Here is a 24,607-nt window from a genome sequence, read left to right on the forward strand (position 1 = left end):
TGATACAATCAAATCATAAAGGGCCGGGTGCAGCACAGATTACTAAACCCTAAGGGGACAGTGCGCTGGAAGTTATAAAAAGATACAGTTAAAGGGGGTGCACATCATGCAGTCGCTTTCCTCATTTATGAATACCATCCGATTTAATTTTCTATATATAGATAAATATTCCTTTGGGCGGACCTGGACTTATCCGGAGAGCGCCATACCATACAATATGCTGCGCTACATCATTGACGGGAGCGCTGAGTTTGTGGTAGATGGGGAGACGGTCATTGTGAGGAAGGGGCAGGTGTCCTATATACCGGAGGGCTGCTGGCTGTCATGTAAGGCGCTGGAGGATACGTTTGCTTTTTACAGTATCCGTTTCACCACATCCGTGTTCTATGAGGGGGCCAATTTTCTCAGGGAGTACTATAACTTTCCCCTGGTGATGGATGTGGGTGAGGGAATCGAGCCTTATTTCAGTGATATCTACAAGTGGGTGCGCACGGACAAAAAGTCGAAGTCATTTCACGTAAGAGGAGCTCTTGATACTCTGATTGCCAGCCTGATTGATATTCTGAACTCCGATGAGCCCGATGATGTGAAGGCGGATATTAACGGGCTGGAGTATAACCTGGAGCAGATACGAAAGCGGGTGAAGAAATCCACGGTCCAGACCGACCCAAGGATACAGACTGTCATTGACTATATCATGTTAAATCCCACAGAGGAATATACTTCAGATAAATTAAGCGGCATGGCGGAAGTGGCTGAGACCACCTTCCGGCGTCTGTTTAAGGAGGCCACAGGAAAGACCGCCACTGAGTTTATACGCCAGGTACGCCTGACCACGGCAGCAAGACTGCTGCTGGTGTCCAATGATCCTGTGAACTGTATTGCCCACGATGTGGGATTCGAGGATGCCAACCATTTTACACGGGTATTCAGGCAGGCATTTGGGATGACGCCGGGCCGGTACAGGAAGATGTCACAGGAGTAGCGGTGGGGGAGAGACGGTGACGAGGAAGCAAAGCAGGGGCCGTGAGACCGGCGAAACGGCGCAGCAGGAACCGTGCAAGGGCAGTGGCACTAAAACAGTGGCACTAAAGCAAGGGCGCCAAATCAATGGAGAGAGGAAGGATGACCGGATGGAACAGATTAAGGTATGGACAAAGCAGCATGAAAACGTGCTGAAGGAGCTGAATGAAACAGGCAGATACATTGCCAGGCGGGAGTATATCCGGAGTGACCTGCAGGAACATGCGGGACTGGTGCTGGAGGTATATGACTGGCTGGTAAGGCACAGCCCGGACGCGGCCCAAAAGCCCGGGGATGTGGAGTATCCGGTGTGGGTTTCCTTTACCAGCGAGGCGGTCATGCTTCCCAGTCCGGGTGCCGTCATACTGGAACTGACCCTGGACCCGGCTTGTATTACCTCTGTCAATATAGAAAAATGGGGAAGTATCCTCAATTACTCCTATATCCCAAAGGATGAGGCGGACGCCAGACGCCATCAGGATATGATGGAGCAGTACGGAGTAAGCGACGCCAAGGCATACATGTCCCGGTTCTATCCATATCTTAAGCGGGAAATTATCGCCAGCTGGGACCGGCTTTTTGATGACAGCGTAATTTTGGGCAATGATTCAAAATATGGGAATATATGGGAGATAAGAAAAGAATGGGTGACACAGGTGATAAGGTGATTTTATATGCGGCGCAGGCAGATGCGGTTTTAAAGGCCATAGAGAGGGACGGCCGCTGTTTTTCGCGGGAGGAATATGTCCGCAGGAAATATGGGGAAAGCGGTCCCATTTTCCTGACTGTGTACAAATGGTTTGTGAAGGAGGCCGTGAAGCTGGTTCCCAGGCCTGAGGGGGCGGAATTTCCCTACTGGTCCTTCATGAACCTGTACAGCCTGGACCAGTCGCCAGGAACCAGGACATTGACGCTCTGCGTTCCCAGGGACGAGGCTGTGTTTTTTGATATGTATGACTGGAATAAGATTCTGTGCCTGAAATATCTGGGGGAAGACGAGGCGGACGATCGGGCTTTTCAGGCATATTTAAAGCAGTGCGGGGTCAGGGAAATGGATGCTGTGCTCACCGGGTTTTATCCTGAGATGAAGCAGAAAATCATGGACAGCTGGCCCAGGCTGTTTCGCCATCATGAACAGATACGGGCAGGGGAGAAATCCGGGGCGAAAAGCGTCCAGGCTGCCTTGTGGCAGATTAAAAAAGAATGGATTGTGCCGGAAACGCAGTACACTCAGAATCAGGAAGCCGGGACAGGGGGCGGAGATAAGAAACAAGGATAAGAAAAAAGGACGGGTATCCGGAATCAGGTTCCGACCCTGTCCTTTTTCTGTTTTCCAGAGATACGCAGACCCCCCCGTGCAATCACCCGGACAGTGCTCATCCCCTTACCCCGACAGTTACCCGCACCTCTTAAAATCAAAACAAGACAAAAAAATAGTATAATGGTTGTTTTATGCTATTATAAGTTGTCCAGAATGTTGAAATGCATAAAGAAAATCAATATAATACCTATAGAAACAGCAAAATGACGGACGCAAATAATTCAGAAAAAGGAGAAATGGTATGAAAAAGAGTCATGTAAGTTTTATTATTGCGGCAGCACTTGCAGCAGCCCTGTTGGCCGGATGCGGCAGTTCCGGGTCGTCCGCCGATGCTTCCGGTTCCGGGAAAGCGGGAGGACAGACACGGGTACAGGAGGCGGGAAGCCAGGATGGAACTGACAGCGGGACTAAGGGAGCGCTTTCGGGTGAAATTACCTTCTGGCATTCCTTTACCCAGGGGCCAAGACTGGAGACCATCCAGAAGGCGGCGGACAAATTCATGGAAGAGAACCCGGATGTGAAAATCAATATTGAGACGTTCTCATGGAATGACTTTTACACCAAGTGGACCACCGGACTTGCATCCGGCAATGTACCTGATATGAGTACCGCCCTTCCGGCCCAGGTTGCGGAGATGATTAACGCAGACGCCCTGCTGCCCATCAATGACCTGATTGACGGTATCGGCCGTGACAAATTTGCTGAGGCAGCCATTTCCGAGGGTACGGTGGACGGCAATAACTATTCTGTTCCTCTTTACAGACACGCCCATGTGATGTGGATCAGGAAGGACCTGCTGGAGAAAAACGGTCTGGAAGTCCCCAAGACCTGGGATGAGCTTTACGACACAGCCAAGGCACTTACAAAGGACGGCGTCTACGGATTGTCTTTCCCATGCGGAACCAATGACTTCCAGGCAACCTTTTTCCTGGATTTCTATGTGAGAAGCGGCGGCGGCAGCCTGCTGACCGATGACCTGAAAGCCAACCTGACAAGCGATCTGGCCATTGACGGCATCAATTACTGGTTGAAGGTGTACAATGACTGCTCGCCTAAGGATTCCATTAACTTTGATGTACTGGACCAGGCAACCCTGTATTACCAGGGCAAAACCGCATTTGATTTTAACTCCGGCTTCCAGATTTCAGGCGTTGCAGCCAACTCACCGGACCTGCTCCAGTATGTGGACTGCTACCCGATTCCAAAGATCCACGCGGACGACCCGGACGAGGGAATCATGACCACCAACACGCCTATGGTCGTGTGGAAGGCTTCCAAGCATCCCGAAATCTGCAAGGCATTTATGAAAACCCTTTATGACGAGGATACATATGTTGAATTCCTGCACGCAACTCCGGTGGGCATGCTTCCCGCCATCAAGGGAATTGCTGACACGGACGCCTACAGGGATGACGATACCATCAGGCAGTTTACACATGCAGAGGAAGTGCTGACCGCGGCAGCCGATATCGGTACAGCCTTCGGTTATGAGCACGGTCCTAATGTCCAGGCCGGAATCATGCAGAACAACCATGTGATTGAGGATATGTTCCAGGATATCATTACCAACGGGACAGATGTAAAGACTGCTGCAAAAACAGCGGAAGATAAACTGAACGCACTGTTTGAGACAGCTGAATAAGCCGTCCCGGAGCGTGTCTGAAAAGGCGGATGCATTTTGAGACACGCTCTAATACTGAGAAGGAGGAGGAAATCTTGGGGAAGAAAAGTTATACAAGGTGGTTGTTTGTGCTTCCTGCAATCGTCATTGTAATTGCATTGTTCATATATCCCATCTGTTCCAGCATAGTATACAGCTTTACAAACAAGAACCTGATTAAGCCGGCCTATAAATTCATTGGCTTTAAGAATTATGCCGAGGTGTTAAAGGACAGCGGTTTCTGGCTTTCATTTTTCAACTCTCTGAAATGGACGGTCCTGTCCCTGATGGGACAGATAGGGGTGGGATTTACCGCTGCCCTGGCCCTGAAGCGGATTAAGGTGTGCAAGGGCGTTTATAAGACCCTTCTCATCATCCCCTGGGCATTTCCATCCATTGTCATCGCATTTTCCTGGAAGTGGATTCTCAACGGAGTATACGGCTTCCTGCCAAACATCCTGGTGAAGCTGGGTATCTGTGAGGCGGCGCCGCAGTTTTTGACCAGCGGTACGCTGGCCTTTGTAAGCCTGGTGCTGATTAATATATGGTTCGGAGCGCCCATGATTATGGTAAATGTGCTCTCGGCTCTGGAAACGGTTCCCAGGGACCAGTACGAGGCTGCCCAGATTGACGGGGCCAGGCCGTGGCAGTCGTTCTACTATGTCACAGTGCCCCATATCAAGATGGTGGTGGGACTGCTGGTGGTTTTAAGGACAGTGTGGATTTTTAACAACTTTGACCTGATTTACCTGATTACAGGCGGCGGGCCGGCGGGCACCACCCAGACCATACCGCTCTATGCCTACAATATGGGATGGAGCACCAAGCTTATCGGACGATCATCGGCAGTAACCGTGCTGCTGTTTATATTCCTGATGATTATATGCGGCATCTACTTTGCGGTCATCAATAAGTGGGAAAAGGAGGACAGTAAATGAAAAAGTTTAAAGCAGGAAATATTATCAGCCATATATACCTGATTATTCTGACCTTTATCTCCATTTTCCCGCTGGTATGGATTATCATATCCTCCCTGAAGGGAAAGGGGGAACTGACAGGTAATCCCACGGCCTTCTGGCCTAAGACATGGACTTTTGACTATTATGCCCATGTTATCAATGACCTTAAGTTTTTCGTGAACATCAAAAACAGTGTCATCATTTCTCTGGTGACCACCCTGATTGCCATTACGGTGGCTGCGCTGGCGGCCTATGGAATCGTCAGGTTCTTTACGCGGCTGGGATCGGCCATGTCCAAGGTGCTGGTGACCACTTACATATTTCCGCCCATCCTTCTGGCCATTCCCTACTCCGTGGTTATGGGAAAGCTGGAGCTTATTAACACAAGGATTGGCCTGGTTATCGTGTACCTGTCCTTCTCCGTGCCATATGCGGTGTGGCTCCTGACCGGATTTTTCAGGACCGTACCCCTGGAAATCGAGGAGGCGGCCAGAATCGACGGGGCCAATAAGATGCAGACCTTTGTCCGGGTGGTGCTTCCGCTGGTGGCGCCCGGCGTGGTGGCCACGGCCATCTACACCTTCATCAATACCTGGAATGAGTTTCTGTATGCGTTGATTTTGATGAATAATACCAGCAAGATGACGGTTGCGGTTGCCCTGCGCTCCCTGGACGGAGCTGAGATACTGGACTGGGGCGACATGATGGCAGCATCTGCTCTGGTGGTGCTTCCCTCTGTGATTTTCTTCTGTCTCATACAGAATAAGATTGCGGGCGGCATGTCGGATGGCGCTGTGAAATCCTAATGAATTTAACAGAAAGGTAAAAGGTGTTATATTTTATGGAAGCTTTAACAGGAATCATTGGATACGGCGTGATAGGCTCCGGCTATTTCGGGGCGGAGCTGGCACGTATCATGAATACAAAACAGGGGGCGCAGATACGGGCCGTCTATGACCCTGAAAATGGAGGCACCGTGGCGGCGGAGCTGGGATGCGATGCAGAGGACAGCCTGGAATCGCTGGTATCCAGGAAGGATATACAGGCCGTGATTGTAGCCACTCCCAACTATCTGCACAAGGAGCCCGTGCTGGCCGCCGCGGGGCATGGACTTCATGTGTTCTGTGAAAAGCCCATTGCATTAAGCTTTGAGGACTGCCGGGAGATGGTGGATGCGTGTCAGGAAAACCATGTGGTGTTCATGGCCGGTCATGTGATGAACTTTTTCAGGGGCGTGAGAAAGGCCAAGGAACTCATAGGACAGGGCGTTATCGGGGATATTCTCTACTGCCACGGGGCCCGCAATGCGTGGGAGGGAACCGGGGCATCCGAAACCTGGAAAAAGACACGATCCAAATCAGGAGGACACCTGTACCACCACATCCATGAGCTGGACTGCGTTCAGTTTCTTATGGGAGGCTGTCCTGAAACAGTGACCATGGCAGGCGGCAATGTTGCCCACAGGGACGACCGGTTCGGGGATGAGGACGACATGCTGTTCATAACCATGGAGTATCCGGGCAGCCGCTATGCGGTTCTGGAATATGGTTCCGCTTTCCGCTGGCAGGAGCACTATCTGTTGATACAGGGTACCATGGGAGCCATTAAAATTGATATGTGCAACTGCGGCATGACCCTTAAGACCGGGCAAAAGGAGGAACATTTCCTGGTGCACCGCACAAAGGAAGAGGACGATGACAGAACCCGGATTTACAGGGAGACGGAGCGGGACAACGGCAACCAGTTTGGAAGGCCGGGAAGAAAGCCCTTCCTGTGGCTCAGGGGCATTATGGATGAGGAGATGGAGTTTCTGAACAATGTGCTTCACGGCGCCCGGGTGACGGACGAGTTCCTTCCCCTGCTCACTGGTGAGGCTGCCAGGAATTCCATAGCTACGGCAGACGCCTGCACCCTGTCCCTCAGGGAAGACAGGAAGGTAAAGCTCAGCGAAATTATGAACTGAAATAATATGGACGGTAAAGGAGAACAGTCATGAAGACAATTGGATATGCAGTGGTTGGAACGGGATATTTTGGGGCGGAGCTGGCCCGCATCATGAAGGAGCAGGAGGGCGCCAGGGTAGTGGCTGTCTATGACCCGGAGAATGCGGGGACAGTGGCGGCTGAGCTGGGCTGTGACGTGGAGACGGATCTGGATCGGTTATACAGCCGTGAGGACGTGGACGCGGTGATAGTGGCATCGCCCAATTACCTTCACAAGGAACCGGTCATCAAGGCGGCGGAGCATGGGGTGCACGTATTCTGTGAAAAGCCCATTGCCCTGTCCTATCAGGACTGCGTGGAGATGGTGGAGGCATGCGTTGCCCACAACGTCACCTTTATGGCAGGCCATGTGATGAACTTTTTCAGGGGTGTGCGCACAGCCAAAAAGATGATTAATGAGGGAGTCATCGGCAAGGTGCTGTACTGCCACTCTGCCAGGAACGGTTGGGAGGATATTCAGCCCTCTGTCAGCTGGAAGAAAATAAGGGCCAAATCAGGAGGCCATCTCTACCATCACATCCATGAGCTGGACTGTATCCAGTTCCTTATGGGCGGCTGCCCTGATGAAGTGACCATGGCAGGCGGCAATGTGGCCCACTGCGGGGAACAGTTCGGGGATGAGGACGATATGCTGTTTATCACCATGGAATACGGTGATAACCGGTACGCTGTTCTGGAGTACGGCTCCGCTTTCCACTGGCCGGAACATTATGTGCTGATTCAGGGAACAGAGGGCGCCATCCGCCTGGATATGTTTAACTGCGGCGGAACCCTTAAGAAGGGGGATAAGGAGGAGCATTTCCTCATGCACAAGACGCAGGAGGAGGACGACGACCGCACCAGAATCTATCACGGCACGGAGATGGACGGAGCCATCATGTACGGCAAACCGGGGAAGAAGCCGCCTATGTGGCTTCACAGCATCATGTATGATGAGATGGAGTATTTCAACCATATCATGCATGGGGCCCAGCCGGACGAGGAGTTTAAGGCCCTGCTTACAGGGGAGGCTGCCAGGAACGCCATTGCCACGGCAGACGCCTGCACCAAGTCCCGGTTTGAGAACAGAAAGGTGAAGCTGTCTGAGATAACGGGGGTGAAATAAGAATGAAGCTTGACAAATACAGGGGAATTATCCCGGCATTTTACGCCTGCTACGACAAGGCAGGAGAGGTAAGTGAGGACGGGGTGCGGGCGCTGACCAGGTACTTCGTGGACCAGGGGGTGAAGGGCGTCTATGTGGGCGGATCTTCGGGAGAATGTATCTACCAGTCTGTGGAGGACAGGAAGAAGACGCTGGAGGCTGTGATGGACGAGGCCGCGGGCTGTCTCACAGTTATTGCCCATGTTGCCTGCAACAATACAAGAGACAGCCGCATTCTGGCAGCCCATGCCCAGGACTTGGGTGTGGACGGGATTGCGGCCATACCGCCCATTTATTTCAAGCTGCCTGAATATTCTGTTGCCGGGTACTGGAATGATATATCGGAGGCAGCGCCTGAGACGGATTTCATTATCTATAACATACCACAGCTGGCCGGTACGGCCCTGACCATGAATCTTTTAAAGACAATGCTTTTAAACAGGCAGGTGGCAGGCGTGAAGAACTCATCCATGCCGGTACAGGACATCCAGATGTTTAAGGCGGAGGCCATGAAGACACGGCAGGACTTCATCGTGTTCAACGGTCCGGATGAACAGCTGGTGTCCGGTCTGGCCATGGGGGCGGACGGGGGAATCGGCGGTACCTACGGAGCCATGCCGGAGCTGTTTTTAAAGATATATGAGCTGGTGTCGGAAAACAGGATAGCAGAGGCCAGGGCCATCCAGTATGAAGCGGATGAAATCATATATAAGCTCTGTTCGGGAACATGCAATATGTACGCCATGATAAAGGAAGTGCTGCGCATCAGCAGGGGAATTGATATAGGCGGAGTCAGGAAACCGCTGACAGACTTATGCGGCAGCGACCGGGCCATTGCCGGGGAGGCAGCCGCCATGATAGAAGACGCAAAGGAGAGATACTGCTGATATGATATACGACTTGCTGACTAATATAGGAAATTACAGGGGCATGAACAGGAATCTTGATAAGGCCATTGATTATCTGATGGCATCGGATATAAACACCCTTCCCCTGGGAAAGACGGTGATTGACGGGGACAGGGTATTCCTGCAGGTGATGGAAGCCAGGACCCGCCAGCTGACGGATGAGAGCTATGAAGTGCACAGAGATTATATGGACATCCAGATAGACATTGAGGGGTGCGAGGTCATAGAGACAGCCCTTGACGGTGTGACTCCCATCGGAGAATACCAACCGGACTTTCAGAAGGCGGCAGCCAGGGGCGGGGCAGGGGGACGCTGCGTTATGGGACCCGGCAGGTTCATCCTGTGCATGGCCGGGGAGGCTCATGGGCCGGGCGGATGTCTGGAAGAGCCTGAATCTATCAAAAAATGTGTGGTGAAGGTGGCTGTGGCCGATGAAAGGCCGTGATAGCCGGAGTGAAAGGATTGGAACGAAATGGACAAGACAGAACTTTTTAACCGTATCAAAGGAAAGCTCATCATTTCCTGCCAGGCCCTGCCCGGGGAACCTCTTTATGATCCGGAGCGATCCCTGATGCCTTATATGGCCAGGGCGGCCAGGGAGGCCGGAAGTCCTATGATACGTGCCAACACGGTGCGGGATGTGCTGGGAATCAAGAGGGAGACAGGGCTTCCCGTCATCGGTCTGATAAAGCAGGTGTATGAGGGCTTTGACGGTTATATTACGCCTACCATGGGGGAGGTGGATGCCTTGGCAGAGGCAGGGGCCGACATCATTGCCATTGACTGTACGGACAGGAGGCGGGGAGACGGCCTGAGCCCGTGGGAATACATACAGAGCATCAAAAAAAAATATCCGGATCAGATTCTGATGGCCGATATCTCCGATTACCAGGAGGGTCTTAAGGCATGGAAAAGCGGCATTGACCTGGTGAGCACCACCATGAGCGGATACACGGACTACACCCCCAAGCTGGAGGGACCGGATTTTGAACTGGTCAGGCGCCTTGCGTCAGAACTTCCTATCCCGGTTATCGGGGAAGGCCGTGTGCACACGCCGGATGAGGCTGTGAAAATGCTGGATATGGGCGCTTGGGCAGTCATCGTGGGCGGGGCCATCACCCGGCCGCTGGAGATTGCCGGGCGGTTTATGAAGGCGGTTAACGGCAGGCGGGGATAGAAGATAAATAGAGAAAACTAAGGGAATTAAAGAGAGAGGGACAGCACCCGGTGAGAGGGCTGTCCCTCTCTTGCTGCTCCTGATGCCGGAACCCGGACAGATAAGCCTTAGGTAACTGCGGCAACACTGCAATGGCTGACGTCATTAAGAATTGACAAGATGACGTCCCAGCCAGACCCGGACCTGTCGCCCCTCACCGGCCTGGAAAAGCTGGAAATCAAGGGTTTTATGGCCATTTTCTCTGTCAGGGGGCTTAGGGGACTGAAGGAGCTTTCCATACACAGCTGTAATGTGGACGGGGCGGATGCCCTCTCATCTCTGACCGGTGTGGAGCGGCTTACATTTTACTCTGTATGGAATTCACAGGGAAATCTGAGAAACCTGGACTTCCTCAAAGGAAAATCCCAGCCTGCGGGTGCTGGGACTCAGAAATATGGAGCTTCATAAGAATTATTATGTAGAATCCTACGGCGGAATGACCAGTGTGTGGTATGATGACGTGAAGCTGGGGTAACATATGAATATCCTGTCCCGCTTTTCCAATCTGGAGGAGTTGTACCTGGACGGCAACGAGCTGGCAGACCTGAATTTTGCCGCGGGGTTAAAGAACCTTAAAAGACTCGGCCTTAAGGACTACTATATAACGGACCTGGGCCCTCTGAAGCAGGCGGAATTCCTGGAGTATCTGGACATCCGTGACAACCCTGTGGGCGAAATGGGTGACGTGGGTAACGGAGTGGAAATTATTCAGTAATCATGATATTGCCATCTTCTTAATAATAACGAAATATTTATCAGTTTATTTGAAAAAATAGAGATAATATGATATATTGGACAAAGAAAAAATCAGGTAAAGACGTCCGCTAAGCGGTCTATTCACGCTTACAGCGGACCGAGGAGGAAATATGAAAGGGATTATACTGGCCGGAGGAAGCGGGACGCGGCTCTATCCGTTAACCAAGGTAACTTCCAAACAGCTGCTTCCGATTTACGACAAACCAATGATATATTATCCGCTGTCTGTCCTTATGAATGCGGGAATCAGGGACATCCTGATTATCTCCACTCCGGATGATACGCCAAGATTTGAGGCTCTTTTGGGCGACGGCCACCAGTTTGGCATTGAGCTGAGCTATGCGGTACAGCCAAGCCCGGACGGGCTGGCCCAGGCTTTTATCATCGGTGAGGAATTTATTGGCGGGGATTCTGTGGCAATGGTTCTGGGTGATAATATTTTCCACGGACAGGGGCTGACCAAGCGCCTGCGCACCGCGGCGTCCAAGGAAAAGGGCGCCACGGTGTTCGGTTACTATGTGGATGATCCGGAGCGCTTCGGCATAGTGGAGTTTGACGGGGACGGCAAGGCCATTTCCATTGAGGAGAAGCCGGAGAAGCCAAAGTCCAACTACTGTGTCACCGGTCTTTATTTCTATGATAACCGGGTGGTGGAGTACGCGAAAAACTTAAAGCCCTCAGCCAGAGGCGAGCTGGAAATCACGGATTTAAACCGCATTTACCTGGAGAAGGGCGAGCTGGACGTGATTCTCCTGGGACAGGGATTTACATGGCTGGATACAGGAACCCATGAGTCGCTGGTGGAGGCCACGAATTTTGTTAAGACCGTGGAGACACACCAGCACCGCAAGATAGCGTGCCTGGAGGAAATTGCCTATCTCAGGGGCTGGATTACCAGGGAACAGGTTATGGAGACCTATGAGATTCTTAAAAAGAACCAGTACGGCAAGTATTTAAAGGACGTTCTGGACGGAAAGTATGTGGATAAGATACACCCACAGGATTTTTAACGGAGGAAAATATACATGAAAATTATTGTAACCGGCGGAGCCGGATTTATCGGAAGCAACTTTGTACACCATATGGTAAATAAATACCCGGATTATGAAATCATCAACCTGGACCTGCTGACCTATGCGGGCAACCTGGAAAACTTAAAGCCTGTTGAGGACAAGCCCAATTATAAATTTGTAAAGGGCGACATTGCCGACAGGAAGTTTATATTTGAGCTGTTTGAGAAGGAAAAGCCGGATGTGGTGGTAAACTTTGCCGCCGAGAGCCATGTGGACCGTTCCATTACAGACCCGGAGGCCTTTGTGAGGACCAATGTCATGGGAACCACAACCCTCCTTGACGCCTGTCGTACCTATGGCATCAAGCGCTATCATCAGGTTTCCACCGATGAGGTGTACGGCGACCTGCCTCTTGACAGACCGGACCTTTTCTTTACAGAGGAAACGCCCCTGCACACATCCAGCCCTTATTCATCTTCCAAGGCAAGCGCTGATCTGTTCGTGCTGGCATATCACAGGACATACGGCCTGCCGGTGACTGTGTCCAGGTGTTCCAATAACTACGGCCCCTATCATTTCCCGGAGAAGCTGATTCCCCTTATTATCAGCCGCGCCCTGGCAGATGAGGAGCTTCCTGTGTACGGCACGGGAGAGAATGTGCGCGACTGGCTCCATGTGGCGGATCACTGCCAGGCTATTGACCTGGTTATCCACAAGGGACGCGAGGGAGAGGTGTATAACATCGGAGGGCATAATGAGCGCACCAACCTGGAAGTGGTAAAGACCATTCTGAAGGCCCTTGATAAGCCTGAGAGCCTGATTAAGTTTGTGACAGACCGTCCCGGCCATGACATGCGCTACGCCATTGACCCGGCCAAGATAGAAACAGAGCTGGGATGGAAGCCAACGTATAATTTTGATACAGGAATCGAGCAGACCATCCGGTGGTACCTGGACAACCAGGACTGGTGGAAGAATATTCTGAGCGGCGAGTACAGTAATTATTTCGATAAGATGTACGGCAGCCGCCTGTAGGTAAACATGTGGCTGGCGGAGGAGGGAAATGCCCCGGAGTACGTTTGTGAGACGTGTCCGTTTCGGGGGTTCCCGTCCTCTGCCGGCCATTATTAAGAACGGAGGTAAATGGATTATGAAAGTTCTGGTAACAGGTGTAAAAGGCCAGCTGGGCCATGACGTGATGAATGAACTGGCCCTTCGCGGGATTGAGGGAATCGGTGTGGACGTGGAGGAAATGGATATCACGGACCGCACAGCGTGCGAAACTGTGATTTCCCAGGAAAAACCAGACGCAGTTATCCACTGTGCGGCATATACTGCAGTAGATGCTGCTGAAGATAACCTGGAACTGTGCCGCAAAATCAATGCTGAGGGGACGCGCAATATCGCCAGGGTCTGCAAGGCCATGGATATCAAGATGATGTACATCAGCACGGACTATGTGTTTAATGGCGGCGGCCAGCGGCCATGGGAGCCGGATGACCACAGGGAACCCCTTAATGTATACGGGCTGACAAAGTATGAGGGCGAGATTGCGGTGGAGCAGAATATACAGAAGTATTTTATTGTGCGCATCGCCTGGGTATTTGGCGTCAACGGCAGGAACTTCATTAAGACCATGCTCCGTCTGGGGAAGGAGAAGGGGGCTGTATCCGTGGTAAATGACCAGATTGGTTCCCCCACATATACGTACGACCTGGCCCGCCTTTTGGTGGATATGATTCAGACAGACAAGTACGGGCGTTACCATGCCACCAACGAAGGGCTGTGCAGCTGGTATGAGTTTGCATGCGAGATATTCCGCCAGGCCGGCATGGACGAGGTGAAGGTGACTCCGGTGGATTCTGACGGTTTCCCTGCCAAGGCAAAGCGGCCCTCCAACAGCCGTATGAGTAAGGAAAAGCTGACTGAGAACGGTTTTGAGCGTCTGCCTTCATGGCAGGATGCCCTGGGACGTTACCTGAAGGTTCTTAAGGAAAACGGGATGGCATAAGACGGGGGCCCGGCTGCGGCAGGGGCATGTAACGGGGACAGTTTGGATTGACAGCAGACCATTTAGCAGCGGCGTGACTGCTGCGTCATCCTGAACCGCCATGGACCAAGAGGGCGGACAGAGATGGAATGCGGGCCTAAATAACAAGACAGGGAGGAATTAATAACAATGGGAAAATATTTTGGGACAGACGGCTTCCGCGGCGAGGCCAATGTGGACCTGACAGTGGAGCACGCCTACAAGGTAGGCCGTTTCCTGGGCTGGTGCTACGGACAAAAGATGCCGGATGAGCGCTGCAGGGTGGTTATCGGAAAGGATACCAGACGCAGCAGCTATATGTTTGAATATTCCCTGGTGGCCGGGCTGACAGCCTCAGGCGCGGATGTATATCTGCTCCATGTTACCACCACCCCCAGCGTATCCTATGTGGTGCGCACCGAGGGCTTTAACTGCGGAATCATGATATCTGCCAGCCACAACCCATTTTATGACAACGGCATCAAGGTCATCAACGAGAGAGGCGAAAAGTTAGAAGAGTCCGTCATCCTGGAGATAGAGAAGTACCTGGATGGGGAGGCGGCAGAGATTCCGCTGGCAAAGAGGGAGCATATTGGCCGGACCGTGGACTTTGCGGCTGGACGGAACCGCTATATCGGATACCTTATATCCATAGCCACCCGTTCCTTCAAGAATATGAAGGTGGCCCTGGACTGTTCCAACGGAAGCGCGTCCGCCATTGCCAAAAACGTATTTGACGCCCTGGGAGCGGAGACACATGTGATGAACAACGAGCCCAACGGACTGAACATCAATACGAACTGCGGCTCCACCCATATTGAACATCTCCAGAAGTTTGTGGTAGATGAGAAATGCGACATCGGGTTTGCCTACGACGGTGATGCGGACCGGTGCATCGCGGTTGATAAGAACGGCTGTGTGGTGGATGGCGACAGCATCATGTACATCTGCGGCAAATACATGAAGGAGCAGGGAAGCCTGTTCAATAATACGGTGGTTACCACCATCATGTCCAATTTCGGATTATATAAGGCATTTGACCGGGAAGGCATTGCCTATGTGAAAACAGCTGTGGGAGATAAATATGTGTATGAGAACATGGCTGCCACAGGCCACTGTCTGGGCGGAGAGCAGTCCGGTCATATCATATTCAGCAAACATGCCACCACGGGAGACGGCATCCTCACCTCCTTAAAGGTGATGGAAGTGGTGCTGGAGAAAAAGCAGCCACTTGATAAGCTGGCCTCGGAGGTGGAGATTTATCCTCAGGTACTTAAGAATGTGCGGGTAAAGGATAAAAAGACGGCCCAGGACGACGAGGCAGTGCAGGCCGAGGTTGCCAGGGTGACCCGGAGCCTGGGCAGCGACGGAAGAATCCTGCTCCGGCAGTCAGGAACCGAACCGGTGGTCCGCGTCATGGTGGAGGCGCCTGATATCCAGACCTGCGAAACATATGTGGACCAGGTTATCCAGGTTATGAAGGACCGGGGACATTGTATTTAAGCGGGGATGTAAGGATTAGCGGAAGATTCCCCGGAAATGAAAACGGGAGCCTTGGAGTACATTTTATGAAACAGAGGAATAAAAGCCATAACTATTGAGAATAGTCAACCGGCGACTCCTTATTGTCAGTTATTTTGAAATGTGCTATAATTAGATAACGTTGCGAAGAGGACAACAGAAATCCCGGAGCGCCGTGCTCCGGGATTTCTGTATTTACCGCACAGCCCTGACCGGGGGGTGTGTCCTTACAGCCAGCGATTTTCAGAGTAAAGGAATGATGTGAAATGGGGCTGAACCAGTAAGAGTCGTGCTGTTCATCATCCGTCATTACGGTGTCATTGAGCGACTGCCCGGAATGGGCTGACGGCAGAAATGAAGATTAAAGCGCAGTGATAAAAGGACAGGACACCGTATGAAGTGAGAATGGAATATGGACGGAACCAGGCGTTTCCAGGCGCCTGAAATCAGATGAACAGAATGGAGGAATGAATTATGTTAAATTATCAAAGATATAAAAGGGTCCCTGTGGTGGATTTTCCGGAGCGCACATGGCCGAATAAGGAGATTATGAAGGCTCCTATATGGTGCAGCGTGGACCTTAGGGACGGCAACCAGGCCCTTGTGGAGCCAATGGTGGTGGAGGAGAAGGTGGAGATGTTCAACCTTCTTGTGAAGCTGGGCTTTAAGGAGATTGAGGTGGGTTTTCCTGCCGCATCCCAGATTGAGTATGATTTCTTACGCACCCTGGTGGAGCGCAAGCTCATCCCGGACGACGTGGAGGTTCAGGTGCTGGTGCAGTGCCGCGAGCATCTGATTAAGAGGACCTTTGAGGCCCTTGAAGGCGTTAAGAAGGCCATTGTACATATCTACAATTCCACGTCCGCCTTACAGAGGGATGTGGTGTTCCATAAGGACAGGGAGGACATAAAGGATATAGCTGTCATAGGCACCAAGATGGTACAGCGGTATATGGCTGACTGTGATACCCAGATTCGTCTGGAGTATTCCCCTGAGAGCTTTACCGGCACAGAGCTGGATTTTGCCCTTGATATCTGTACAGCGGTACAGGAGACCTGGGGCGCCACCAAGGAGAAGCCCATTATCATCAATCTCCCGTCCACGGTGGAGATGACTACCCCCAATGTGTATGCGGACCAGATTGAATGGATGAATACACACTTTAAGGACAGGGAAAGCATTATCCTGAGTATCCATCCCCACAATGACAGGGGTGAGGGTGTGGCTTCCACAGAACTGGCCCTTCTTGCAGGAGCTGACAGGGTGGAGGGTACCCTTTTCGGCAACGGGGAGCGCACCGGTAATGTGGACATACTGACAGTTGCATATAATATGTTTTCACAGGGTATCAACCCTGAACTTAACATTGAGAATATCCGTGAGATTGCAGAGGTCTGTGAGCGCTGCACCAAGATGGATATTCCGCCCAGACATCCCTATGCAGGCAAGCTGGTGTTCACCGCATTTTCCGGTTCCCATCAGGATGCCATCAACAAGGGCATGCAGGCCCTTCACGAGAGGAACGGACAGTACTGGGAGGTTCCATACCTTCCCATCGATCCCAGCGATATCGGCAGGGAGTACGAGCCCATCGTGCGTATCAACAGCCAGTCCGGCAAGGGCGGCGTAGCCTTTGTCATGGACACCTTCTACGGCTTCAAGCTGCCAAAGGGCATGCACAAGGAATTCGCGGATGTCATCCAGAAGATTTCCGAGCAGCAGGGTGAGGTCGCGCCTGAGCAGATCATGGATGAATTTAAGAAGAATTACCTGGAGCGCAAGGAACCCATGCACTTTAGAAAGTGCCGCATAACCGATACGGAGACAGGAGACGGCGAGTTTGCGACACTGGCTAAGGTAACCTACTCCGATCATGGCATTGAGAAGACCTTTGAAGGCGTTGGAAACGGACCTATTGATGCTGTACAGAGAGGCATGGAGGATGCCCTTGGCATCCAGATTAAGGTTCTGGACTACAGCGAGCACGCATTGGCATCCGGATCCGGCGCAGAGGCTGCTTCCTACATCCATCTGGTAGACCAGGTGACGGGCAGGGCCACTTACGGCGTGGGTATCAGCTCCAATATCACAAGGGCTTCCATCCGCGGTATATTCAGTGCGGTGAACAGGCTGTTCTATTAATAGGCAGTTGATATTCTGGGTGTTATATTTGATGTGGTGTTATTGAAGTGATGAAAGATTGAAGGACCGGCCTTTTGGGGCCGGTCCTTTTGTGAGGTGCGCCGATTTCTTGATGCTTTAGATTCTTCGCATGAAACCAGAATGCCTCCGAAACCGGCAGGCGCTCTGCTTCTGGGACTGGCGGCCTCTGTGCTGGCCATAGAACAGGTGTCGGGGCGAATCAGAAGGAGATTCTGGACGGAGCCATAGTGCCGGTCGCCATGACGCCGGAGACATCATGACACCGGAGACATCATGACGCCAAGCGCCATATCACTGGCCGGACTGGTCAAATCCCAGGTTGTCAAAGGAAGACGCGGAGCAGATTCCGGACGGATCATCCATATACTCCAGGGCAACCTTGTCTCCCGGCTGGGTCAGGGCCAGCTCGTTGCTCAGATCATAGGACACGGTGAAGATATGGTCCTGTTTTTCCTCCAGAATCAGCTTATAGGTTACGGTATTGTCTATGGTCTCGCTGGCAATGCGCAGGACAGTGCCCTCCTCCTTGGAAAGGGTCTGGCCTGTGGTGATATTCACACCGGCGTTTCCGCGGACCTGGCGGAAATTGCGCAGGGCGCTGTCAATGGTCTCGCCGGTTCCCACATTGGTATAGTTGGAGACGGACACAAAGGCGTACTGTTTAATCAGGCCCGCGTTATCCTTTAAGGTCATGAAGTAGGCGGGCTGTCCGTCCAGATTGATAATCATTGGGAAGGATGCCCTGTAGCCAAACTGCTGAACCTTTCCTTCCGCAGAGCTCTGGGCCGCCATCTCGGTTGCGCCGCTCATCTGGTAGATATTGGATTCCTTGGTCACCATGTCCACCAGTATGAAGCCGATGGCTGATTCATCGGAGCCCACGCTGGTAAGGCCTGTGAACAGGTAGCAGCGGGTACCGTTATAGATAATGATATCACCCTGGCTGGGGCGGAATTTGTCCTGGTTGGAGAAGTTGAAAATACCGTGCACATATACGCCCTGGTTCTGAATCTGCTGCATCACGAAATTCTCAGGCTGCACGCGGTCTACCCAATCCGGCAGTGTGGCGATGGTATAATGGGCGGTCTCTCCGGTGGTGGCATTGACCGTCAGTACTCCGTCTGCCTCAGGCAGGTTAAAGAGCCAGCGGTTTTGATAGGAGGTAATAACCCAGTAAGGAACGCCGTCATCATCCAGCTCAAAGGAATAATCCGTAAGACCTTTAAAGAGTCCGCCGCCAAAGAAGCGCACATGGCGGTTTAAGTCGTCTAACAGGTAAGCATTGGCCTGGTATTTGATTTTATGGTCTGTTACCAGGGTTACGTCGCTGACATCACTGGCTGACACCACGATATAACCGGCGGAGCCGTCCATATTTTTAAGCCATTTGAAGAAACCGGAGTGCTCCAGGGGGACCACCCATACCAGCTTGCCGTTTACCTTCTGGATAACGGGGGCACCCAGGATAACCTGGCTTCCCAGACCGGGATTTTCTCCTACTTTCTTATCTGCCAGCTCTCTTGCCAGACTCTTGTCCACGATGGGAAGCTGGTCCAGAGCCAGGGGCTGTACGGTATCCGTGAATTCTGACACCGCCGGGACGCCTAACTGGTCCCTGTACGCCTTGTAATTGAAAAGGGGCATGGACAGGATGGAAACGCCGAAATACAGCACCCAAAGGATGGCCAGAAGGATGAATCCCCTTTTATATCCCTTTACACTTTTGTCAATGCTGATCTGCGGGCGGCCGTATTCGTTGGCGCCTACCCGTACGCTGCCCAGGGCCACGAAAAAGTTAAGCACCACATAGCAGCTGATGATGAAGCACCAGGAAAATGCCCCATCCGGATACAGGGGGTTTAGATTGGGCCCCTGGAAAATAATCAAAATGAAGAAGATGGCGGTTAGCGCCAGGTTCAATAAAAATTGTGTCTTTTTCTTCATAGATTCCTCCGATTCTTAACATCTTTTTAACAGAAGTCTTATACAGCATTATATATCATGTGGAAATAAATACAAGGGGAAAAAGCTGGTGACTTCATAAAGAATGTATTAAGAAAACACTTTGCAAACCAATGACCCGGTGATAAGATAAATACATAGATTAGATGTAAGGAAGGAATTGAGGCATGCCGTCCAGCAGAAAGAAACCGGAAACACAGGGAGGATTAAGCGGTACCGCCCTGAAATATATTGCCATGACCGCCATGCTTGCGGACCACATAGGAGTTGTGCTGTTGGAACGGATTGTGTACTACAGAGGCAGCCTGGAACGGGTCGCCATGATCATGACATCCCAATGGGGGGACAGGCTCTATTGGCTGTGCCAGGTGCTCAGGTCCGCGGGACGGATTGCATTTCCAATCTACTGCTTTTTGCTGGTGGAGGGATTCCTTCACACCAGGGACTGGCGCAGATACTGGCTCAGGATGGCTGCGTTTGCACTTATCTCGGAAATTCCCTTCCGCCTGGCTGTGTGGAATACGTGGGCAGGTGGAGGCTGCAATGTGTACGTTGAGCTGGCAATCGGACTGCTGGTGCTCCGGGGCCTGAAACAGAGCCAGGGTTTAACGGAGCCGTACCGTGTCATTGGGATGGCCGCCGCCATTGGGGGCGGATGCCTGGCGGCTGTCTTTTTGAAGGCGGATTACGATATGGACGGGATTCTTATTATTTCATTGTTTTATCTCCTGAGGGATAAACGCCCTGTCCAGGTGATGTCCGGCAGCCTCCTGTCTTTTCTGGGGTCCTGGGACAAGTATCATGGGACGGGGGTTCTTTCGGCGGTGCCCCTGCTTTTTTACAACGGGAGAAAAGGACAGGCCCGATGGAAGTACGCATTCTATTGGTTTTACCCGCTGCATTTAATGGCGCTGTTTCTCATACGGCTGTGTGTCATAGGAATTCCTCTCGGATAATTCCGGGGCGCCCGGGTCTGGAACGGACAAAACCGTTCTGGTTTGCGCGGGGACTTGTGCTGTAAACGTATTAAAATAAAGAGATGTATGAGGTTTATATGGCTAAGACAAAATATAATGAGATTTATACGGCGCTCAGGGAAAAGATGGAGGATGGGACATACGCTTTTCAGGAGCTGCTGCCCTCGGAAAATACCCTGGTGAAGGAGTTCGGCTGTTCAAGGAATACCATCCGCCGGGCCATCGGGCAGCTGGCGTCGGAAGGATATGTGCAGAGCATCCACGGCAAGGGAGTGAGAATCATTTACCAGCCCGGACAGCAGCAGTCGGAGTTCATACTGGGAGGCATAGAGAGCCTGAAGGAGGCAGTGGCCAGAAACAGGAAAAATTATACCACCAAGGTGGTCTGCTTCGCGGAGCTGACCGTGGATGAGACCATACGCAGGCGGACCACATTCCCTGTGGGGGCCCAGATTTATTATATACAGCGTGTGCGCTGCATTGAGGGGGAAGCCTTAATCATTGACCATAACTATTTCCTAAAGGATGTGGTGCGGGACCTGACGCCGGAGATTGCGGAGCGTTCCATTTATGAATATATGGAAAATGACCTGGGCGAAAGCATTGTGACCACCAAGAGAAAGATGACCGTGGAGCGAGTTAACCAGATTGATGAAAAGTATCTGGATTTAAAGGATTATAACTGTATGGCAGTGGTGAGCAGCATGACCTATAATAAGGAGGGAGTCATGTTTGAGTTCACCCAGTCCAGGCACAGACCGGACCGGTTCGTATTTTACGATCTGGCCCATCGGACAAAATAGGTAAATCAAGGCACCGGAGAACAGAAAGCTTCAGGCAGATGTTCGTCCGGTGCTTTTTGGATGCGAAATGTGAAAAACACCGGAAAAAATAAAAATCAATATTGACAAACTTGTTTAAACAAGATATAATTCAGATTAAGATACTTGTTTAAACAAGATGAGGTTTCGCGGTCAGATTGACAGGAGGTATTGAACGTGGGAAAGTTTACAGGGGATTCGAAGAAACTGTTGGAGTATGTGGGGGGCAGGGAGAATATTGCGGCCGTATCCCACTGTGTAACCAGGATGCGCTTTGTGTTAAATGATCCGTCCAAGGCGGATACACAGGCCATCGAAAGCCTGGCTTGCGCCAAGGGCACATTCACCCAGGCAGGGCAGTTCCAGGTCATAATCGGCAATGAGGTGAGCACCTTTTACAATGACTTTGCGGAGGTGGCAGGCATAGAGGGGGTCTCCAAGGACGCGGTGAAGAAGGCTGCCATGCAGAACCAGACCCTTCTCCAGAGAATGCTGGCCGGCTTTACCCTGGTGTATCTGGAGCGGTTCTTCAGAAAAATATGTCCTGCCATGATTTCCATGATTGTGGTTCCCTTCTGTTCCCTGCTGATATCAGTGGCAGTGGCTCACGGTATCCTGGGACCCATTGGCTGGAAGATTGGCGCCGTGATTTCAGACTGTGTGAACGCAGGCCTGACATCCCCCTTTAAGGGAGTGTTTGCCGGTATCTTTGGATTCTTCTACGCGCCACTTGTAATCACGGGACTTCATCATATGAGCAATGCCATTGACCTTCAGCTGATAGCTGATTTTGGAGGCACCACCCTGTGGCCCATGATTGCCCTGTCCAATATCGCCCAGGGATCCGCTGTACTGGCCATGATTCTTCTCCAGAAGAATGACGCCAAGGCAAAGGAAGTATCCGTACCCGCCTGCATCTCCTGCTGCCTGGGTGTAACAGAACCAGCCATGTTCGGTGTGAACCTGAAATACGGCTTTCCATTTATCTGCGGAATGACCGGATCGGCGGTGGGCGCAGTTTTGTCTGTTGTAAGCGGAATCAAGGCCAATGCCATCGGTGTGGGAGGCATACCGGGCATCCTGTCCATCCAGCCCCAGTACATGGGACCCTTCGCAGCAGCCATGGGACTGGCAATCCTGATTCCCTTCTGCCTGACCTATGCCCTCGGAAGGAAGAAAGGGATAGGCGGCAGCCAGGACGGCAGGCAGGAGAGTCAGGGCCGGTGAGAAACTTATCGCATTTGACCGGGATAAGATTGCCGGGGCAGGACACAGTGACATGGTCATCATGGTTCTTACCAATCCCGGAAATTCAGGAGATATAAGCTGGCAGACCGGACAAAGAGTCAGGGCTTCGGCAGATGCGGTGGCCAGGATAGATGGAGTCATATAACGGCGCGGAGATGAAGGAGGAATCATTTATGGGGCATTTTAAGGACAGTACGATTTACCAGATTTATACCAAGTCCTTTCAGGATACAACGGGAAACGGTCTGGGCGACATACGCGGAGTCATAAGTAGGCTGGACTACTTAAAGGAACTGGGGATTGACTATATTTGGCTGACACCATTTTTTTGCTCCCCTCTCAATGATAACGGGTACGATGTGGCTGACTATCGGGCTGTCGACCCTGTATTCGGCACCATGGAGGATGTGGAGGAACTGATTCGGGAAGCGGATGTGAGGGGAATGGGATGCATGTTTGATATGGTATTTAACCATACATCCACGGAACACCGCTGGTTTAAGAAGGCGCTTGAGGGCAATCCGGAGTATATGGATTATTATATCTTCAGGGAAGGGAGCCCGGACGCGCCCCCCACCAACTGGCAGTCCAAATTCGGGGGAAATGCCTGGGAGTATGTACCCCACCTGAAAAAATGGTACCTTCACCTGTTCGATGTAAGCCAGGCCGATTTAAACTGGGATAATCCCAGGGTGCGCGGGGAGCTTAAGGAGGTCATCCGGTTCTGGAAGGCAAAGGGCGTGAAGGGATTCCGGTTCGACGTGGTGAACCTGATATCCAAACCGGATGTATTTGTGGATGATGACAAAGGGGATGGGCGCCGCTTTTATACCGACGGGCCAAGGGTACATGAGTATCTCCGGGAGTTGGTGCGGGATACGGGCATAGAGGACATGGTGACCGTGGGAGAAATGTCCTCCACCACCCTGGATAACTGTATCCGCTACAGCAGGCCGGAAGACCGCGAGTTGTCCATGTGCTTTAACTTCCATCACCTGAAGGTGGATTACAGGGACGGGGATAAGTGGAAACTGATGGAGCCTGACTTGCTCCGGCTTAAACAGCTGTTCATGGAGTGGCAGGAGGGGATGGAGCGGGAGAATGGCTGGAATGCCGTGTTCTGGTGCAACCACGACCAGCCCAGAGCCATATCGCGGTTTGGGGATGACGGACAATACTGGAAGGAATCCGCTAAAATGCTGGCAACGGTCATCCATATGTTCCGCGGGACGCCTTATGTGTACCAGGGGGAGGAGCTGGGCATGACCAATCCTTATTACGATGATATTTCCCGGTACCGGGACGTTGAAAGCATTAACTATTACCGTATCCTGACAGAGCAGGGAATCACCGGGGAGGAAGCCTTAAAGGTGCTGGCCGCCCGTTCCAGGGATAACGGCCGTACGCCTATGCAGTGGGACGGCAGCCGGTACGCCGGATTTACACAGGGGGAGCCGTGGATTGACATACCGGAGAACCATTCTTATATCAACGCGCAGGCAGAGGCAGGTGATTCCGGCTCTATATTGAATTATTACAAAAGGCTGATTGCCCTGAGGAAAGAATATAAAGTCATATCAGAAGGGGAGATTGAATTCATATACAGGGAACATCCTCAGGTGCTGGCGTACAGGCGCACATACCGGGGGCAGGAGCTTGTGGTTTTGGCCAACATGAAGGCTTCTGAGGCTGATTTGGGAGAAAGACTGGAGCTTGACGGCTGCAGGCTGCTGATTGGCAACTACACCGGGGAGGAGTGCGGACAGGCACTGGAACGGCTGAAGCCTTATGAATGCAGGGTATACATGAAGACGAGGTGAGATAAGAGACAGAGGCTGAGGTGTGTTATTGCAGAGGCAGGGTTTTGTTATTTACTTGTTACG

Annotated in this window: 24 protein-coding genes; 22 read left to right on the top strand and 2 right to left on the bottom strand. The window is 51.8% G+C overall.

Going from position 1 to position 24,607, the window contains the following annotated elements; translation table 11 throughout:
- Positions 1 to 106 precede the first annotated feature (106 nt).
- From LA360_RS21100 to glmM, 17 genes are all read left to right on the top strand, one after another.
- Complete coding sequence (locus LA360_RS21100; protein WP_057571507.1) at positions 107 to 985, top strand: helix-turn-helix domain-containing protein; 879 nt, start codon at positions 107 to 109, stop codon at positions 983 to 985.
- 148 nt (positions 986 to 1,133) lie between these two features.
- Positions 1,134 to 1,691, top strand: a complete 558-nt coding sequence (locus LA360_RS21105) for a DUF3841 domain-containing protein (protein ID WP_112481546.1) — start codon at positions 1,134 to 1,136, stop codon at positions 1,689 to 1,691.
- Positions 1,667 to 2,302, top strand: coding sequence for a DUF3841 domain-containing protein (locus LA360_RS21110; protein ID WP_112481547.1), 636 nt, complete (start codon positions 1,667 to 1,669; stop codon positions 2,300 to 2,302). The genes LA360_RS21105 and LA360_RS21110 overlap by 25 nt, the downstream gene beginning before the upstream one ends.
- A gap of 283 nt (positions 2,303 to 2,585) precedes the next feature.
- Positions 2,586 to 3,986, top strand: coding sequence for an ABC transporter substrate-binding protein (locus LA360_RS21115; RefSeq protein ID WP_022201542.1), 1,401 nt, complete (start codon positions 2,586 to 2,588; stop codon positions 3,984 to 3,986).
- Between the two features lie 74 nt (positions 3,987 to 4,060).
- Positions 4,061 to 4,942 carry a carbohydrate ABC transporter permease gene (locus LA360_RS21120; protein WP_022201543.1) on the top strand — a complete coding sequence of 294 codons (882 nt, stop codon included), beginning with the start codon at positions 4,061 to 4,063 and terminating at the stop codon, positions 4,940 to 4,942.
- The gene (locus LA360_RS21125) at positions 4,939 to 5,769 is read left to right on the top strand and encodes a carbohydrate ABC transporter permease (protein ID WP_002585737.1); all 831 of its coding nucleotides are present in this window, start codon (positions 4,939 to 4,941) and stop codon (positions 5,767 to 5,769) included. The genes LA360_RS21120 and LA360_RS21125 overlap by 4 nt, the downstream gene beginning before the upstream one ends.
- Positions 5,770 to 5,804: 35 nt before the next feature.
- Positions 5,805 to 6,926: a Gfo/Idh/MocA family protein gene (locus LA360_RS21130; RefSeq protein ID WP_022201544.1), complete on the top strand. Its 1,122-nt coding sequence runs from the start codon at positions 5,805 to 5,807 to the stop codon at positions 6,924 to 6,926.
- Between the two features lie 29 nt (positions 6,927 to 6,955).
- Positions 6,956 to 8,071 carry a Gfo/Idh/MocA family protein gene (locus LA360_RS21135; protein WP_022201545.1) on the top strand — a complete coding sequence of 372 codons (1,116 nt, stop codon included), beginning with the start codon at positions 6,956 to 6,958 and terminating at the stop codon, positions 8,069 to 8,071.
- Between the two features lie 2 nt (positions 8,072 to 8,073).
- Entirely contained in the window at positions 8,074 to 8,997 is a 924-nt protein-coding gene (locus tag LA360_RS21140; protein WP_022201546.1) for a dihydrodipicolinate synthase family protein, read from the top strand.
- Between the two features lies 1 nt (position 8,998).
- Positions 8,999 to 9,463, top strand: coding sequence for a NanQ anomerase/TabA/YiaL family protein (locus tag LA360_RS21145; RefSeq protein WP_022201547.1), 465 nt, complete (start codon positions 8,999 to 9,001; stop codon positions 9,461 to 9,463).
- A gap of 27 nt (positions 9,464 to 9,490) precedes the next feature.
- Positions 9,491 to 10,195: an N-acetylmannosamine-6-phosphate 2-epimerase gene (locus tag LA360_RS21150; protein WP_022201548.1), complete on the top strand. Its 705-nt coding sequence runs from the start codon at positions 9,491 to 9,493 to the stop codon at positions 10,193 to 10,195.
- Positions 10,196 to 10,354: 159 nt separating this feature from the next.
- Positions 10,355 to 10,642 (top strand): hypothetical protein, encoded by a 288-nt coding sequence (locus tag LA360_RS21155; protein WP_089776562.1) that lies wholly within the window; start codon positions 10,355 to 10,357, stop codon positions 10,640 to 10,642.
- A 70-nt stretch (positions 10,643 to 10,712) separates the two neighbouring features.
- Positions 10,713 to 10,949 carry a leucine-rich repeat domain-containing protein gene (locus LA360_RS21160; RefSeq protein ID WP_022201549.1) on the top strand — a complete coding sequence of 79 codons (237 nt, stop codon included), beginning with the start codon at positions 10,713 to 10,715 and terminating at the stop codon, positions 10,947 to 10,949.
- A gap of 151 nt (positions 10,950 to 11,100) precedes the next feature.
- A complete protein-coding gene (gene rfbA, locus LA360_RS21165) occupies positions 11,101 to 12,000 on the top strand; it encodes a glucose-1-phosphate thymidylyltransferase RfbA (RefSeq protein ID WP_002585745.1) in 900 nt (299 codons plus the stop codon).
- A 15-nt stretch (positions 12,001 to 12,015) separates the two neighbouring features.
- Complete coding sequence (gene rfbB, locus LA360_RS21170) at positions 12,016 to 13,038, top strand: dTDP-glucose 4,6-dehydratase (RefSeq protein ID WP_002585746.1); 1,023 nt, start codon at positions 12,016 to 12,018, stop codon at positions 13,036 to 13,038.
- A gap of 115 nt (positions 13,039 to 13,153) precedes the next feature.
- The gene (gene rfbD, locus LA360_RS21175; RefSeq protein ID WP_057571535.1) at positions 13,154 to 14,014 is read left to right on the top strand and encodes a dTDP-4-dehydrorhamnose reductase; all 861 of its coding nucleotides are present in this window, start codon (positions 13,154 to 13,156) and stop codon (positions 14,012 to 14,014) included.
- A 168-nt stretch (positions 14,015 to 14,182) separates the two neighbouring features.
- Complete coding sequence (glmM, locus tag LA360_RS21180) at positions 14,183 to 15,535, top strand: phosphoglucosamine mutase (RefSeq protein WP_022201551.1); 1,353 nt, start codon at positions 14,183 to 14,185, stop codon at positions 15,533 to 15,535.
- Positions 15,536 to 15,626: 91 nt separating this feature from the next.
- On the opposite strand, the gene LA360_RS21185 is transcribed toward glmM, so the two are convergent.
- On the bottom strand, positions 15,627 to 15,863 hold the full coding sequence (locus tag LA360_RS21185; protein ID WP_146774922.1) for a hypothetical protein: 237 nt from the start codon (positions 15,861 to 15,863) through the stop codon (positions 15,627 to 15,629).
- 164 nt (positions 15,864 to 16,027) lie between these two features.
- Here LA360_RS21185 and leuA point away from each other — a divergent pair, with 164 nt between their 5' ends.
- Complete coding sequence (leuA, locus tag LA360_RS21190; protein WP_022201552.1) at positions 16,028 to 17,695, top strand: 2-isopropylmalate synthase; 1,668 nt, start codon at positions 16,028 to 16,030, stop codon at positions 17,693 to 17,695.
- Positions 17,696 to 18,007: 312 nt separating this feature from the next.
- Here the strand turns inward: leuA and LA360_RS21195 are convergent, their stop codons facing one another.
- Positions 18,008 to 19,660 carry a hypothetical protein gene (locus LA360_RS21195; RefSeq protein ID WP_022201553.1) on the bottom strand — a complete coding sequence of 551 codons (1,653 nt, stop codon included), beginning with the start codon at positions 19,658 to 19,660 and terminating at the stop codon, positions 18,008 to 18,010.
- Positions 19,661 to 19,845: 185 nt separating this feature from the next.
- Between LA360_RS21195 and LA360_RS21200 the strand changes: the two genes are divergently transcribed.
- The 4 genes from LA360_RS21200 to treC all read left to right on the top strand — a co-directional run bounded on the left by LA360_RS21200 (position 19,846) and on the right by treC (position 24,544).
- Positions 19,846 to 20,634 (top strand): TraX family protein, encoded by a 789-nt coding sequence (locus tag LA360_RS21200; protein ID WP_022201554.1) that lies wholly within the window; start codon positions 19,846 to 19,848, stop codon positions 20,632 to 20,634.
- Positions 20,635 to 20,732: 98 nt separating this feature from the next.
- Complete coding sequence (gene treR, locus LA360_RS21205) at positions 20,733 to 21,458, top strand: trehalose operon repressor (RefSeq protein ID WP_002585752.1); 726 nt, start codon at positions 20,733 to 20,735, stop codon at positions 21,456 to 21,458.
- 195 nt (positions 21,459 to 21,653) lie between these two features.
- The gene (locus LA360_RS21210) at positions 21,654 to 22,703 is read left to right on the top strand and encodes a PTS transporter subunit EIIC (RefSeq protein ID WP_022201555.1); all 1,050 of its coding nucleotides are present in this window, start codon (positions 21,654 to 21,656) and stop codon (positions 22,701 to 22,703) included.
- A gap of 194 nt (positions 22,704 to 22,897) precedes the next feature.
- Positions 22,898 to 24,544, top strand: coding sequence for an alpha,alpha-phosphotrehalase (gene treC / locus LA360_RS21215; protein WP_057571536.1), 1,647 nt, complete (start codon positions 22,898 to 22,900; stop codon positions 24,542 to 24,544).
- The last annotated feature ends 63 nt before the right edge of the window (positions 24,545 to 24,607 follow it).

The organism is Enterocloster clostridioformis (assembly GCF_020297485.1).
In the GTDB taxonomy this organism is placed as follows: Bacteria; Bacillota; Clostridia; order Lachnospirales; family Lachnospiraceae; genus Enterocloster; species Enterocloster clostridioformis.

Excerpts from the sequence above, each read along its gene's own strand:
- LA360_RS21150 (WP_022201548.1), top strand. The coding sequence starts at position 9,491 with ATGGACAAGACAGAACTTTTTAACCGTATCAAAGGAAAGCTCATCATT.
- LA360_RS21115 (WP_022201542.1), top strand. The coding sequence starts at position 2,586 with ATGAAAAAGAGTCATGTAAGTTTTATTATTGCGGCAGCACTTGCAGCA.
- rfbA (WP_002585745.1), top strand. The coding sequence starts at position 11,101 with ATGAAAGGGATTATACTGGCCGGAGGAAGCGGGACGCGGCTCTATCCG.
- LA360_RS21125 (WP_002585737.1), top strand. The coding sequence starts at position 4,939 with ATGAAAAAGTTTAAAGCAGGAAATATTATCAGCCATATATACCTGATT.
- rfbB (WP_002585746.1), top strand. The coding sequence starts at position 12,016 with ATGAAAATTATTGTAACCGGCGGAGCCGGATTTATCGGAAGCAACTTT.
- LA360_RS21140 (WP_022201546.1), top strand. The coding sequence starts at position 8,074 with ATGAAGCTTGACAAATACAGGGGAATTATCCCGGCATTTTACGCCTGC.
- LA360_RS21200 (WP_022201554.1), top strand. The coding sequence starts at position 19,846 with ATGCCGTCCAGCAGAAAGAAACCGGAAACACAGGGAGGATTAAGCGGT.
- LA360_RS21185 (WP_146774922.1), bottom strand. The coding sequence starts at position 15,863 with ATGACGGATGATGAACAGCACGACTCTTACTGGTTCAGCCCCATTTCA.
- treR (WP_002585752.1), top strand. The coding sequence starts at position 20,733 with ATGGCTAAGACAAAATATAATGAGATTTATACGGCGCTCAGGGAAAAG.
- rfbD (WP_057571535.1), top strand. The coding sequence starts at position 13,154 with ATGAAAGTTCTGGTAACAGGTGTAAAAGGCCAGCTGGGCCATGACGTG.
- LA360_RS21110 (WP_112481547.1), top strand. The coding sequence starts at position 1,667 with ATGGGTGACACAGGTGATAAGGTGATTTTATATGCGGCGCAGGCAGAT.
- leuA (WP_022201552.1), top strand. The coding sequence starts at position 16,028 with ATGTTAAATTATCAAAGATATAAAAGGGTCCCTGTGGTGGATTTTCCG.
- LA360_RS21155 (WP_089776562.1), top strand. The coding sequence starts at position 10,355 with ATGACGTCCCAGCCAGACCCGGACCTGTCGCCCCTCACCGGCCTGGAA.
- LA360_RS21135 (WP_022201545.1), top strand. The coding sequence starts at position 6,956 with ATGAAGACAATTGGATATGCAGTGGTTGGAACGGGATATTTTGGGGCG.
- LA360_RS21100 (WP_057571507.1), top strand. The coding sequence starts at position 107 with ATGCAGTCGCTTTCCTCATTTATGAATACCATCCGATTTAATTTTCTA.
- treC (WP_057571536.1), top strand. The coding sequence starts at position 22,898 with ATGGGGCATTTTAAGGACAGTACGATTTACCAGATTTATACCAAGTCC.
- LA360_RS21160 (WP_022201549.1), top strand. The coding sequence starts at position 10,713 with ATGAATATCCTGTCCCGCTTTTCCAATCTGGAGGAGTTGTACCTGGAC.
- LA360_RS21130 (WP_022201544.1), top strand. The coding sequence starts at position 5,805 with ATGGAAGCTTTAACAGGAATCATTGGATACGGCGTGATAGGCTCCGGC.
- LA360_RS21145 (WP_022201547.1), top strand. The coding sequence starts at position 8,999 with ATGATATACGACTTGCTGACTAATATAGGAAATTACAGGGGCATGAAC.
- LA360_RS21105 (WP_112481546.1), top strand. The coding sequence starts at position 1,134 with ATGGAACAGATTAAGGTATGGACAAAGCAGCATGAAAACGTGCTGAAG.
- LA360_RS21195 (WP_022201553.1), bottom strand. The coding sequence starts at position 19,660 with ATGAAGAAAAAGACACAATTTTTATTGAACCTGGCGCTAACCGCCATC.
- glmM (WP_022201551.1), top strand. The coding sequence starts at position 14,183 with ATGGGAAAATATTTTGGGACAGACGGCTTCCGCGGCGAGGCCAATGTG.